Genomic DNA, 13,681 nt, shown 5'->3' on the forward strand with positions numbered 1-13,681 from the left:
CCACCAAATTCTTGATGGAGCATATTTAAATGCAATTCATTTACGATTGCAAATAATTATCATTTGATCGCAATGTTGGCTTATGATTGATGGTTATTTGACCGAACAGATTCAATTTCTGCCTAAGTCACTAAATTATAACTAAATATGTCCTAAACTAAGGCAATAGAGACCCAATAAGAACAACAACAAGGAACGAGGATATGGCGATTCAGCGACTAGAAGCGAGCCAGCTATACCATGCCGCAGAGTTAGAAACCCTGCCGAGCAAATCAACCAAAGAGTTGGCACCCATCGATGAAATTGTAGGTCAAGAACGTGCTCAGAAAGCGGTAGAGTTTGCTATGTCCATTAAGGAAAAGGGCTACAACATCTACGCGATCGGCCAAAATGGTCTTGGCAAACGTACGATGATCTTGCGTTATTTAAACCGACACCAACATGATGCGAACGAGCTGTACGACTGGTGTTACGTGGCGAACTTTGAAGATATTCGAACCCCGAAAGTCTTGAAATTACCTTGCGGCGTGGGCAGCAAGTTAAAGCAAGACATTGAAAAGTTAGTTTCGAAGCTGCTCAACGCGATGCCACTCGCGTTCGACAATGAACTCTACTACAGCCGAGCTGACCGTCTAAAAAACCAGTTGGCGACCAAACAAGAGGCGGAGCTCGCGCAAATCACCAAAGAGGCAAAAGCCAAAGGCATCAGTCTGACGATCACCAGCCAAGGTGACTACCAGTTTGTTGCGATGAATGGCGAAGAACTGCACAGCGAAGAATCGTTTGATGCATTAAGCAAAAAAGAGCAAGAGCACTTTGGCGCCGCGATTGACGATCTTGAAGTGCAGCTGCGCAACATGGTTCGCCAGTTGACGGAATGGGAAGAAGCCTACAGTGAGAAAATCAAAAAGTTAAATGATGACGTGACACTAGACGTGATCACTCATTTTATTAAGCAGCTCAAAAAAGATTACTCTGGCTATTCAGAAATCAAAACTTACCTGACCGAACTGCAGCAAGATATCGTAGATAACGCCGATATTTTTCTTGAGCAAAGCGCGGAGCAAGGTGAAGTGGCGACCGCTTCTTTGGATAAGAAATTACCGCGCCGATACAAGGTTAACGTCCTTGTAAGCCGTAAAGACAGCGATTTTCCGATTGTTGTAGAAGAGAACCCGAACTATCACTCATTGTTTGGTTACGTAGAAACGGCAACCTTTAAAGGCACCGTGTTTACGGATTTCTCACTGATTCGCCCTGGTAGCTTGCATAAGGCCAATGGCGGAGTATTACTGATGGATGCTCAGAAGGTGCTTGAGCAACCTTACGTTTGGGATGGATTAAAGCGAGCGTTGCGTGCGCGTCAGTTAAGTTTTTCTTCACTGGAGAAAGAGGTGACGTTAACGGGGACGGTTTCACTGGACCCTGAACCAATCCCATTAGATGTGAAAATCATCTTGTTTGGTGACTATCGTACTTACCAACTTCTGCAGCACTATGATCCAGAGTTCAGCGAGCTATTTCGGGTGACGGCAGACTTCGAGGATGAAATGCCTCGCTGTTCTGAGGCAGAGCTTCAGTATGCGCGCTTTATATCTAGTGTCGTCAATGACAACAACATGCTGCATTGTGACAAGAAAGCCATTGCGCGCATCATTGAGCACAGTTCTCGCCTTGCGGGTGACCAGACTAAGCTCTCTTTGCATTCTGCCAACATCGCTAACTTACTGCGTGAATCAAATTACGTCGCTCGGCAAGCCAACTCAAATATGATTCGCTCAAATCACGTCGAAGAAGCATTGTCCAATCAAGAACTGCGAGTGAGCCGTTTAAAAGATACCGTGATGGAAGGGTTCATTAACGGGACAACGCTTTTACAAACAGAGGGGCAAGCGGTCGGTCAAGTGAATGCGTTGTCGGTGCTTAGTACCAGTGAATACATGTTTGGTGCACCAAACCGAATTACCGCGACGACCTGTTATGGCGACGGTGATGTGATAGACATTGAACGCAGCGTCGATCTGGGTGGCAGTATTCACTCGAAAGGAGTGATGATTTTAAGTGCCTACTTGTCATCGGTGTTTGGTAAAACGGCCAAAGTGCCGCTTAATACCACCATCACGTTCGAGCAGTCTTACGGTGGCGTCGATGGTGATAGCGCGAGCATGGCGGAGTTTTGCGCGGTGGTATCGGCATTCTCCAAACAACCAAATCGCCAAGACATTGCGATTACTGGCTCGATGAACCAGTTTGGCGAGTCTCAACCGATTGGTGGGGTGAATGAGAAGATCGAGGGCTTCTTTGATGTCTGTGGCATTAAAGGTCGCAGCAATGAACAAGGGGTGATCATTCCACGTTCAAACATGCATAACTTGATGCTAAGGCCAGACGTAGTTAAAGCCGTTGAGAAGGGTGAGTTCCACATTTGGGCGATTGACCACGTAACGGAAGCTATTGAGCTCTTTATGGGTAAACCTGCGGGTGAACCGAGTGAGGAGGGCAGTTATCCAATAGACACCATTTTCGGTATCGCGCAAGCGAAGTTAAATGCATTGCGCAAATAGTGTTCCTCGCTTAGATAATCAACCCTAAAATGAAATGCCAGTTCACTGATTGAACTGGCATTTTTTATCCCGATAAGTGCGATTGTTTTTCTATTCCGTTAACTCTTTGCGCACGATGGCGGCGCCTTCGCTGAGTGCATTGAGTTTTGCCGAGGCAACGTCACGAGCAAGGGGCGCCATACCACAGTTGGTACATGGGTAAAGTTTGTCGGCATCTACATACTTGAGTGCTTCGCGCAGTGTGTTTGCCACTTCCTCGGGCGTTTCAATCTCGTTGGTTGCGACATCAATTGCGCCAACCATTACTTTCTTACCGCGCACTAGCTCAAGCAGTTCCACAGGAACACGTGAGTTGTGACACTCCAAAGAGATGATGTCGATGTTGGACTGTTGCAGTTTCGGAAAGACCTCTTCATATTGACGCCATTCTGACCCTAGAGTTTTCTTCCAATCCGTATTGGCTTTAATGCCGTATCCGTAACAGATATGAACCGCGGTCTCACACTTCAAGCCTTCAATGGCGCGCTCCAGACAAGCAATGCCCCAGTCGTTGACGTCATCAAAAAAGACGTTAAAAGCAGGCTCATCAAACTGGATAATATCAACGCCAGCCGCCTCTAGTTCCTTGGCCTCTTGGTTGAGAATTTTTGCAAATTCCCACGCCAGTTTTTCGCGGCTCTGATAGTGATCATCGTAGAGTGTATCGATCATTGTCATAGGGCCAGGAAGCGCCCACTTGATCGGTTTATCCGTTTGCTGGCGCAAGTATTTTGCGTCTTCAACAAACACCGACTTTGGCCTTGATACCGGGCCAACCACGCTAGGTACACTGGCTTCGTAGCGATTGCGAATCGTCACAGTTTTGCGCTGCTCGAAGTCTACGCCGTCTAGGTGTTCGATAAAGGTCGTGACAAAGTGTTGTCGGGTCTGCTCGCCGTCACTGACAATATCGATCCCTGCGCGTTGTTGATCGTGCAGGGACAAGTTGAGCGCATCTTGTTTTCCGCTAACGAGCTCATCGCCTTCCAATTTCCAAGGAGACCAAAGTGTTTCTGGTTGAGCCAGCCACGAAGGTTTTGGCAAACTGCCCGCGGTTGAAGTTGGTAATAGAGTTTTCATAATCAATGCCACCGTAAATGAGTTATAACGCGTAGTTCGCCGACCAATTCTCAAGAATCGATTGGTAAGGTTTGATGAAATGTTCTTCTGCGAACTTGCCTTGTTGTACTGCCAACTGGCTTCGCTCTACTCGGTCGTAAACGATTTGAGTCACAGAATGGTCAGAGTTTTTCAGGTTCGGTTTGTAGCATTTTCCGGCAACCGCATTCGCGTTGTAGATCTCTGGACGATAGATTTTTTGGAATGTTTCCATTGTGCTGATGGTGCTGATTAACTCCAAGTTCGTGTAGTCATTTAGCAAGTCACCAAAAAAGTAGAATGCAAACGGAGCAACACTATTTGGTGGCATAAAGTAGCGCACTTGCAGACCCATTTTTTGGAAATATTGTTCCGTCAGCGAAGACTCGTTAGGTTGGTATTCGTAACCCAACACTGGATGCTGGTTTTCAGTACGGAAATAGGTTTTATTGTCTGAAACACTTAAGCAGATCACTGGAGGTTTATTAAAATGCTGCTTGTAAGTTGAAGAGTCGACAAAATATTTAAACAGCTTACCGTGGAGGTCTCCGAAATTATCTGGCACCGTGAATTGCGGTTGATCTTTATTATGGTCGAGAAGAAGAACGCTAAAATCGTAATCACGAACATAGGAAGAGAAGTTATTTCCTACGATGCCTTCAATACGCTCATTGGTTTTATGATCGACGATATACGTTTTCAGTACTTCGATTGAAGGGAAACTTTCGTCGCCTTCAACCACGTCCATATCGACAGAGACAATCTCGAGTTCCACCGAGTAACGGTCACCGTTTGGGTTGTCCCAGTGTGCTAAGGCATTGAAACGGTTATCGATCATCTTTAACGCATTGCGAAGGTTGGCCTGGCGGCTTTCCCCACGTGCCAAGTTGGCGAAATTAGTGGTGATTCGAGTGCTATCTGCTGGTTGGTAATGTTCATCAAGGCTGATGCTTTTAATCGTAAAGTTGAAATCTGTACTCATGGCGGTCTGCGATCCTATTTCCTGAGATGAAAGCTGATTTATAATTTTGCTCGCTGCGAGATATTCCTTGTTATATTTCTCTCGCTCTACCCGTATTTTGTTTGGTGAATCTATTGAGCGTCATGGGTATTTTGAGCGTTGATTGATTTATACCGTTGAACAGCAGGTTAATAACAGCGGAAATCCTTCACATTCAATATGAGAAAAATTCATGTTTATTCCGAACCGTGAAGGGATATATTGATGTGCTACAAACGGCGAATGGAATCGTTTAATCGTCGCCGCGATAAACAAATAAAGGTGAAGCAGTGAGTGACATAGTGTTATTAGTGGTGATGTGCGCGTTGTTGGGCAGCGGTGTTGGTTTCTTAGCCGGATTACTCGGTATTGGCGGTGGGTTAGTGATTGTGCCGATACTAAGCGTAATCTTGTTGCACTTCCAAGTCTTGCCTGCAGAGCAGGTGGTGATCTGTGCGATCGCAACCTCCCTCGCGTCTATCCTGTTTACTTCCACCTCTTCGGCGCTTGCCCATCATCGAAATGGTAATGTGCCATGGGAATTGGCTCCGTGGATTATGACTGGCGTGGCTCTTGGCGCGCTTGTGAGTGGTTTTCTGGCCGCGCTATTGCCCGAGCAGGTGGTGCGCATTGTATTCGCTGTCAGCGTTGTGCTTATAGCCCTTAAAATGTTGTTTGGTGGCAAAGGGGACAACTCGACAGAGCGTGCTATGCCAAATAAAGGGTTACTGACGGTGTTAACCACGTTGACTGGTGGTTTGTCGGCAATGATTGGGATCGGTGGCGGTGCGTTGTTGGTGCCTTTGTTGACCTTTTTCTCTGTCGATATGAAAAAAGCCATTGGCTGCGCATCGGCGTGTGGAATTGTTATCGCGGTGAGCGGTTCTGTTGGCTATATCACCTCGGGCAGCGCTGACTTTGCCCTGAGTGATGGGTTTGCGGGCTTTGTCTACTTGCCAGCACTGTTTGGCATCGTTTGTACCTCTTGGTTTACTGCGCCGCTTGGGGCGAAAGCAACACAATCCTTGCCCGTTGCGGTTATCAAGAAAATTTTCGCGGCACTCTTGCTTGCGATGGCAACCAACATGGCGCTTAGCTAACGCTCTTCGTTCTGCCAAGCAATCGAACGGTTTGCTTGGCAGAGTGGATTAAAGCCAAATATGGTTGATTGGCGTGTTACGCTCGTAGTGATAAGCGATTTGTGCCTGCAATAGCTCAGCGGTGGCCACGGCATCTGTCAGCGCATGGTGCGGAGTGTATTGCGGTAAACCGTAGCGAGAGCGGCTCGCACTAAGTCTAACTGAAGCCGGTTTGCGCCCCTTTAATCGATTTAAAAGCCCACCGTTGGATTTTTGTTGGACTAAGGTTTCAAGCTGTATGGTGTCAACGACGGGAAATTCGATCCCTTCATTGATACGGGTAAGTAGCGCTCGGTTAAAAAACTCTCGCTCTATACGCTGATAGTGGACGACCATAATTCGCCCTTGCATTTGCGCCAATATCTCAGCAAACACTTCACTTAAGTCCGGCGCATCCAAGACATCCGAATGGGTGATACCGTGGATGATCACTGAGTCTTCTTCAAGTTGTTTCCGAGGACGAACCGTCCAGTGTTTGGCTTGGTTAATCAACACGCGGTTGAGCGTGAAAGGAACCGTACCAATGGTGATGATGTCATCTTGCTCAGAATCAAGTCCTGTGGTTTCAAAATCCATTGCCAAAAATGTGACCTCGTCGAGAGGCGTTTGCGCGTCAACCACACCGGCTTGATAGTATTCGCGCAGTTCGGGATGCTGAACCGATTCCAGTTTGCGTTTGAACTTCATTGGCCAGTCTATGCTCGGCGGCGTCATAATTCGTTTGATCATTATCGCCTCTTACTTGAAGTTGTTACTGGCTTGATAGCGGAATTTAAGGAAGTTCTGCGCATTGCTTAAGATCTGGAACGCGTCTTTAAGGTTACGACGTTCGAAATCAGACAGGTTTTCAGGCTCAATGTTGTTATCCGGATCGATCTGATTCTCAACATCGAATGCTTGGTGGCGAATACGCACCATGGAGATAAACTCCAGCGCGTCGCTCAGGTCGCGAGCTTTTCCTTTCGGCAAAATGCCCGCTTCCTGAATGTCGTCTAAGCGTTCGAACGAGTTCTTAGAGCGTGAGCCAACCGCTAACGCGTGAACGCGAATAAGATCCGCCAGTGGGGCGGTGCCACGTCGTTTCAAATTGATAGAGTTTTTGTGCTGGCCATCTTTTTCCATGACAAAGTCTTTGAAAAAGCCTAAAGGCGGCGTTCGGTTCATGGCATTTCGAGCCAAACACGCGAGGAAGCGATTGTTCTTTCTAGCGCGGCGGACAATAAATCCGTTCAGTTGCTCTGCCCATTTAAGGCGGCCGTAAACGCCATCAAGGTCGAAGAAGATCGAAGCGTTGAGCAGCGCTTTCGGGTTCGGGTCGTCAATCCAATCGGCGAAGCACTCTTCCCACTCGGTGCGGGTCATACGCCAATCTGGGTTGGTCGCCATGATGTCACCAGTACAGTAGGTGTAGCCGCATTTGTCTAAGCCATCACAAACGCGTTTCGCTAACTCCGCAAAATAGGCGTCGTGTTCTTGTTTGACAAAGGTGTTATCAAGAATGATGGCGTTATCTTGATCCGTGACCAGCAATTGTTCGTCGCGCCCCATCGACCCTAAAGCAACAAAACAGTATGGAATTGGCGGCTCGCCCAGTTCTTCTTCTGCCAGTTCAATGATGCGCTGCTTGAAGCTTCGGCCAATCACCGACATTGCGCTGCCGACCATGTGAGAGTTGGCGTCTTCGTTTACTAATCGGACAAAGCTATCTTTTACTTGTTCAGAGAGTGTCGCCAGCTCCTCTATCGATTGTTGTTGGAAGATGCTACTGACCAACAGCAGCGAGTTTTGTGATTCGTAGCGAACTATATCGGTAGCTTCAATGATACCAATCGGTTTTTTGTCTTTTAATACTGGAAGATGATGCACGTTGTAGCGAAGCATAGTAAGCATGGCTTCGTAAACGTAGGCATTGTGGTCGAGCGAGATCACTTCGGTGGTCATGACACTCGAGACTTCATCATTCGGGTCTAAACCTTGGGCAAGCACGCGGGTACAAAGGTCGCGGTCAGTAATGATGCCGACGAGCGGATTGTTGTCATCTTCGTCATCTTCGAGAACATCTGGGTCGATAATGAGCAAAGATGAGACATTTTCATCCGCCATCTTAATGGCCGCATTTTGGATCGACTCTGTTTTGATAACAAAAGGCGCTTCACCGCTGAGTAGGGTGCGCACTTTAGACGTCGTTAAGTCATTTTGCTCGTTATTGCTCGATACCGCTTGGCGTAATCGGGCGTTATCTTCTACTTCGACGAAGTCGGCAAAGGTTTCGTGCTTTTCATACAACTCTTGAAAGACCGCTTCTGGAATGCAGTAAAGCAGCGTATCTTTAATCGCTTTTGCGGGAAAACGGACTTTGTTGTTGGTTAGCAGTCCCATCTGCCCGAACAACGCCCCTTCATCAAGTCGATTGTAGAGCTCGCCTTTGCGTCGATACACTTCGACGACTCCGCTGCGAACCATATAAAGGTCATGGATTTCGTCGCCAAAATGAATCACAGGGGTATCTTCTCGGAAGTAAGAGATTTCAACATGCTTAGTGACGAAATTAAGTACGTCATCTTCAAGTTCGTCGAAAGGCGGGTGTTGGGCGAGGAAGTTTTTGATTTCCAGTAGTTCTGCTTCCATGAAGAGTTCCAGTTTTTCGCGAAGTGATGTACCAATGGTACATGATATCGAGGCCAACTGCATGGAGAGAGCGGAAATGAGGATAAAAAAGAGGCTAAGTTTGAACTACTTAGCCTCGAACTGTGGTTTAAATTGTAATCAACTTAAGCCAATGATGTTGCCGTCATCATCAAGATCAAGGTTCATAAAGGCGGGTTTTTCTGGTAAGCCCGGCATGGTCATGACGTTGCCACACAGCGCATAAACAAAGCCGGCGCCTGCACATAGACGAAGTTCGCGGATTGGCACATCAAACCCTGATGGCGCGCCCTTAATGCTGCCATTGGTTGAAATGGATAGCGGGGATTTCGCAAGGCAAACTGCTAGGTTATCGAATCCGTGCGCTTTGAGTTCATCAAGCTGTTTGCGAGCTTGATAGCTAAGTGTCACACCTGCTGCCCCGTAACCCACTTCAGCTACCGCCATCAGTTTCTCTTCCGTGGTTTGGCTGAATGTGTACAGAGGAGTGAATGTGACCTGTTTTTCGCATTGGGCGATCACTTTCTTGGCAAGTTCTACCGTTCCTTCTCCACCTTTGGCAAAACCTTCACTGATAGCCACTTCAACCTCGTTAGGTAACGACTCGATCATCGCTTTAAGGGCTTGCAACTCTTCATCGCTATCTTGCGGGAAGCGATTAATCGCGACCACCGCAGGGACACCATATTTGCTGACGTTGTTGATATGCCATTTAAGATTTTCGAAACCTGCAACGAGTGCATCTTGGTCGTCATTAAATAGGGAGTCAGGTATTGGTTGGCCAGGCTTTAAGTCATAAAGACCGGAGTTTGCTTTTAGGCCGCGAAGGGTTGCGACGATAACCGCACAATCTGGCGATTTCTGCGACATTTGCGCTTTGATGTTACACGCTTTCTCAAAGCCCATGTCGGAGCCGAAGCCGCCTTCAGTGACCGTGAACTCACCCAACTTGGTCGCGATGTTATCGGCGATAATTGAAGAGTTGCCGTGGGCGATGTTGGCGAATGGACCAGCATGGATTAACGTTGGTACGCCCTCAAGCGTTTGCATGAGCGTTGGCTCGATCGCCTCTTTCATGCTTACTGCCATCGCACCGGCGACTTGCAAATCTTCCGTCGTAATCGGGTTACCATCAATATCGTAAGCGACAACAATACGGCCAATGCGAGCACGAAGATCTTTTAGGTCAGAGGCAAGGGCAAGGATAGCCATTAGCTCAGATGCAGCGGAAATATCAAAGCCATCTTCACGCTCAAAACCGTTAATGGTTTTGTTAGGTTCGTTGCGACCTACGGTGACCATGCGCAGAGCACGATCATTGTGGTCCATGACGCGCTTCCAAACGACGCGTTTTGGATCGATCTTGAGCGCTTTCATCTCCGTGCGTTGCTCAAAGTCTTTATAGCCTTGGCGTTGCTCGTGATAGATGCGCGCGTCAATCGCGGCCGCAGCCAAATTGTGCGCCGCAGTCACGGCATGGATATCACCAGTAAGGTGCAGGTTTAGCTCTTCCATCGGGGCGACTTGCGAGTAACCACCGCCCGCTGCACCGCCTTTCACGCCAAAAACGGGGCCCATAGAGGGCTGGCGAATACACGCCATCACTGAGTGATTTAATTTGGCAATGCCCTGAGCTAGGCCAATGGTTGTGACCGTTTTACCTTCGCCAAGTGGCGTGGGGGTAATGGCGGTGACAAGAACCAACTTTCCGCTATCGCGGTTTGACAGGCGCTTTAGGCTATCAAGGGAAATTTTGGCCTTGTATTTTCCTTGGCTGTGGAAGTCTGATTCTAGTAAACCAGCTTGTTGAGCAACCTCAGATATAGGCAGCAGTGATGTCGTACGGCAGATCTCGATATCGGACAGCATAAAACCCTCTAAAAACACACACAAATAGTAAGGCAAACGTTTGCGCAAGGATAATAACGTTAAATAGTACGTTGTAAAGCGATAGTTTTAGTTTGATGTCGACTTTAACTGAAATCGGACCATGATGGAACATAAAGAGACAGCACCGATAAAAAAAGGACCTACCGTAAAGGTAGGCCAAATCCCTAAGTTTCCCTGTGGAGCAAGGATGGGGGAGGGTGATTAGATATAAATATCTAAGGAGGAGAAATCTTAAGCGGCAACCGACTCTTTGTTGGCAATCGTAATCAAACGGCTGATGTTGATGTCGCCTGAACCTTCAACGGACTCAAAACGCGAGATCAGCAGCGAATGAATGCCGCTATCACGGATCGGCTTATCGAGGATATCCAATACCGTATCGGATAGGTCGCGGTCCTCTACCGAGGCGTAAACGGGCTCAACACCACGCAGCAGTGACAGGCGAGCTAATAGCTTTTCATCATTGCTAAGCGCCCAAATTACGGCTTTGCTGTGGCAACGAGACATGAGCAGAGGAGTCTCACCGCTGTTTGTGAACACCGCAACACCAAGGTTTTGTTGTGAGCGCGCGGCCAGCAATATCGAAGAGATGGCAAAGCTCTTACTGCTGCTGCTGCACAGTTGTTGAACGCTTTCCCAGCATTGGCTTGAGCATTCGGTTTCCAGCTCAACGCCGCGCGCGATACGTGCCATTGCTTTTACTGCCTCGACAGGGTAAGCGCCAGTGGCCGATTCAGCGGAGAGCATCACAGCATCGGTGCCATCGATCACTGCGTTGGCGACATCCATAACTTCCGCGCGGGTTGGCAACGGGTTTTCAATCATGGATTCCATCATTTGTGTGGCGGTAATGACCGGTTTGCCAAAGTGTTTTGCACGGCCAATTAAGGTTTTTTGCACGCGCGGTAAGCGCGCGTCTCCGATTTCTACGCCAAGGTCCCCGCGGGCGACCATAATGACGTCGGACGCTTGAATCACCTTATCCATTGCGTCTTGGTTAGCAACGATCTCGGCGCGCTCAATTTTAGCGACGATTTGCGCTTGGCAACCTGCTTGGCGAGCGATCTGCCTAGCATCCTGCAAATCTTCCGCGTTGCGTGGAAACGAAACTGCGAGAAACTCAGCATCAATTACAGCGGCGGTTTGAATATCTTGTTTGTCTTTTTCAGTTAAGGCAGGGGCAGAGAGTCCGCCACCGAGCAAATTGATCCCTTTGCGATTGGAGAGCTTTCCGCCGTTGATTACCTTGGTCTCTACCATGGTTTTCTCGTCGTTTATTGCAGAGACTTCCAGTTGGATTCGACCATCGTCAAGCAGCAGTTGGTTGTCAAGTGAGAGGTCTTTGATGAGTTGTGGGTAATCCAAACCGACACGTTGCTCATCGCCTGATTGTGAGTCTAGCGCCCCATCGAGAATAAACGTGTCACCGGCGTTCAGGTGAATCGCGTCATTTTTAAATCCTGCAATGCGAATCTTAGGACCTTGAAGGTCGACCAATATACCGACGTGTTTGCCTAATTTTGCGGCGGCCACTCGCACTCGTGCTGCGGTAGCGATGTGATCCGCTGGGTTGCCGTGAGAGAAATTCAGGCGCACGACATTCACACCAGCGAGGATCATCTCTTCTAACACAGGTGAGCTTTGGCTTGCTGGACCAACTGTTGCGACAATTTTTGTTTTGTTCATAACCTTACCTTTAACAACATAACTGAAATTGGGTATTAAAAAGGGGGAGGCTGGTGGTCGTATTCCTTGACAGGGCAGATACTCGTCATGGATATGAGCCTTTAAGACGAGCATTCACAGTAGAATGACGACCGCCAGCCAAAGGGGAGCGAACTCCCCGTATGTTGTTAGCTTGCTGGGTTAGCTTTTAGCTCAGGTTTTTGCTCTTCGTCGATATCGACCACTTTCTTCGCATTCCAAACGGTCAATGCTAAGAGTAGTGACACAACACCTGCCGCTAGCCAGAAGTACTGAGCTTGAGAGAAGTCATAGTGCTTAACGCCATCAACCTCAGTGATTGTGATAAGCGATGCTGATACCACTTCTTGCGCAGAGGCTGCCATGTAAGAGAACAGACCAATGAAGCCTTTTACCGCACCGACTGCGTTCTTCGGCATTAGGTCACAAGCTGTTAGACCCGCTAGGAAGACCACAAGACCACCGATCGCGAAGCCAATCAATCCAAGTGCGACGGCATCAATAATGCGGTTGTCTGGACCAAAGAACATCAAACACATACCTGCAATGTTTGCCAATCCGTAAAGTAGGGTTGGGATATGACGGTTTGCATTGAATAGTTTGTCAGACACGATACCGGACAAAATAGCACCTGCAAGGCCAGCAATAGGGTACGTTGACATCGCAAAACCAGCATCGATCAGCGAGTAGCCTTTTGACTCTTGAAGGTAAAGCACTGCCCAAGAAGACATAGCATAGCGAGAGACATACATAGCTGCACACGCTGCTGCAATAAGCCATACCACAGGTTGTTTTAGAACAAACATCTGAGCACGACGTGTCTCTTTAGGATCGTTTGCTTTCTTGATTTCTGGCTCTTCATCGAATGCTGTTGCAGCATCTGGTAGACCGTACGTTTGAGGGCGGTCTTTAAGTGCAAAGAACATACAAAGTGCTGCTGCAATGGCCGCGATACCAGCGCCAATGAAGCCTGCACGCCAGCCTAGGTAGCTCACTAGCGTTGCGGTTAGGATCCAAGTGATACCTTCACCAATGTTACGTGAACCGCCCCATACAGAGTAGCGAGAGCCGCGCTGTTTTGGCGAGAACCATTGGAACAAGGAAACACATGATGGTGCTGAACCAACCGACTGGAACCAACCGTTCAAGCCCCAAAGCAGAACAAAGAAGAAACCAGCGGTGTTCAAGCCCATTACCACGGCCGTTGCACCTGATAAGAGCAGCGAAAACGACATAAAGCGGCCAATGTTGGCGTAGTCAGAAAGGAAGCCGTTTGAAAACTTACCTATCGCATAGGTAAAGAAGAACGCCGAGCCCATAATACCCAGCTCTTCAATGGTTACGATGCCTGCATCAAGCATCGGTTTCTTAACGACACCTAAGCTCATACGAACAACGTAGAAAACGGCATAACCAAAGACTAAGCCTAAAAAAACCTGCCATTGGTAACGCTTAAAGCGAGATTGCATGGCTTCTTTCGAACCATCGGACAAAGGTAAGTCCGGACGTGTTTTAAAGAAATTAAACATAAATGTTTCACTCCGTGAATGTGTGACGGTAAATGAGTTGTCGGGAGCATCATGCAGAAGGTAACGAAAACG

General features: G+C 48.0%; 9 protein-coding genes. 2 read left to right on the forward strand and 7 right to left on the reverse strand.

Annotated features, from left to right (window positions below):
- The first annotated feature begins 203 nt into the window (after positions 1 to 203).
- Positions 204 to 2,564, forward strand: a complete 2,361-nt coding sequence (locus ACUALS_RS16805; RefSeq protein ID WP_454449926.1) for a Lon protease family protein — start codon at positions 204 to 206, stop codon at positions 2,562 to 2,564.
- A 90-nt stretch (positions 2,565 to 2,654) separates the two neighbouring features.
- Here ACUALS_RS16805 and ACUALS_RS16810 read toward each other — a convergent pair whose 3' ends face one another.
- Positions 2,655 to 3,683, reverse strand: a complete 1,029-nt coding sequence (locus ACUALS_RS16810) for a methionine synthase (protein WP_454449927.1) — start codon at positions 3,681 to 3,683, stop codon at positions 2,655 to 2,657.
- A 22-nt stretch (positions 3,684 to 3,705) separates the two neighbouring features.
- Positions 3,706 to 4,683 carry a DUF1852 domain-containing protein gene (locus ACUALS_RS16815; protein WP_038188856.1) on the reverse strand — a complete coding sequence of 326 codons (978 nt, stop codon included), beginning with the start codon at positions 4,681 to 4,683 and terminating at the stop codon, positions 3,706 to 3,708.
- Between the two features lie 335 nt (positions 4,684 to 5,018).
- On the opposite strand from ACUALS_RS16815, the gene ACUALS_RS16820 reads away from it, so the two are divergent.
- Positions 5,019 to 5,801 (forward strand): sulfite exporter TauE/SafE family protein, encoded by a 783-nt coding sequence (locus ACUALS_RS16820; RefSeq protein WP_454450043.1) that lies wholly within the window; start codon positions 5,019 to 5,021, stop codon positions 5,799 to 5,801.
- Positions 5,802 to 5,849: 48 nt separating this feature from the next.
- On the opposite strand, the gene ACUALS_RS16825 is transcribed toward ACUALS_RS16820, so the two are convergent.
- The 5 genes from ACUALS_RS16825 to ACUALS_RS16845 all read right to left on the reverse strand — a co-directional run bounded on the left by ACUALS_RS16825 (position 5,850) and on the right by ACUALS_RS16845 (position 13,609).
- On the reverse strand, positions 5,850 to 6,569 hold the full coding sequence (locus ACUALS_RS16825; protein ID WP_454449928.1) for a 3'-5' exonuclease: 720 nt from the start codon (positions 6,567 to 6,569) through the stop codon (positions 5,850 to 5,852).
- Between the two features lie 9 nt (positions 6,570 to 6,578).
- Positions 6,579 to 8,468 carry a DUF294 nucleotidyltransferase-like domain-containing protein gene (locus ACUALS_RS16830; protein ID WP_038136539.1) on the reverse strand — a complete coding sequence of 630 codons (1,890 nt, stop codon included), beginning with the start codon at positions 8,466 to 8,468 and terminating at the stop codon, positions 6,579 to 6,581.
- Positions 8,469 to 8,606: 138 nt separating this feature from the next.
- Positions 8,607 to 10,355: a formate--tetrahydrofolate ligase gene (locus ACUALS_RS16835; protein WP_039473793.1), complete on the reverse strand. Its 1,749-nt coding sequence runs from the start codon at positions 10,353 to 10,355 to the stop codon at positions 8,607 to 8,609.
- A 252-nt stretch (positions 10,356 to 10,607) separates the two neighbouring features.
- Complete coding sequence (pyk, locus tag ACUALS_RS16840) at positions 10,608 to 12,062, reverse strand: pyruvate kinase (protein ID WP_454449929.1); 1,455 nt, start codon at positions 12,060 to 12,062, stop codon at positions 10,608 to 10,610.
- 167 nt (positions 12,063 to 12,229) lie between these two features.
- The gene (locus ACUALS_RS16845; protein ID WP_454449930.1) at positions 12,230 to 13,609 is read right to left on the reverse strand and encodes an MFS transporter; all 1,380 of its coding nucleotides are present in this window, start codon (positions 13,607 to 13,609) and stop codon (positions 12,230 to 12,232) included.
- Between the last annotated feature and the right edge of the window lie 72 nt (positions 13,610 to 13,681).

The sequence above is a fragment of the Vibrio sp. NH-7 genome, assembly GCF_053643215.1.

What these genes read in the sequence shown, in the direction of transcription:
- pyk (WP_454449929.1), bottom strand. Translation starts at nt 12,062, where the DNA reads ATGAACAAAACAAAAATTGTCGCAACAGTTGGTCCAGCAAGCCAAAGC.
- ACUALS_RS16845 (WP_454449930.1), bottom strand. Translation starts at nt 13,609, where the DNA reads ATGTTTAATTTCTTTAAAACACGTCCGGACTTACCTTTGTCCGATGGT.
- ACUALS_RS16810 (WP_454449927.1), bottom strand. Translation starts at nt 3,683, where the DNA reads ATGAAAACTCTATTACCAACTTCAACCGCGGGCAGTTTGCCAAAACCT.
- ACUALS_RS16805 (WP_454449926.1), top strand. Translation starts at nt 204, where the DNA reads ATGGCGATTCAGCGACTAGAAGCGAGCCAGCTATACCATGCCGCAGAG.
- ACUALS_RS16835 (WP_039473793.1), bottom strand. Translation starts at nt 10,355, where the DNA reads ATGCTGTCCGATATCGAGATCTGCCGTACGACATCACTGCTGCCTATA.
- ACUALS_RS16830 (WP_038136539.1), bottom strand. Translation starts at nt 8,468, where the DNA reads ATGGAAGCAGAACTACTGGAAATCAAAAACTTCCTCGCCCAACACCCG.
- ACUALS_RS16825 (WP_454449928.1), bottom strand. Translation starts at nt 6,569, where the DNA reads ATGATCAAACGAATTATGACGCCGCCGAGCATAGACTGGCCAATGAAG.
- ACUALS_RS16820 (WP_454450043.1), top strand. Translation starts at nt 5,019, where the DNA reads ATGTGCGCGTTGTTGGGCAGCGGTGTTGGTTTCTTAGCCGGATTACTC.
- ACUALS_RS16815 (WP_038188856.1), bottom strand. Translation starts at nt 4,683, where the DNA reads ATGAGTACAGATTTCAACTTTACGATTAAAAGCATCAGCCTTGATGAA.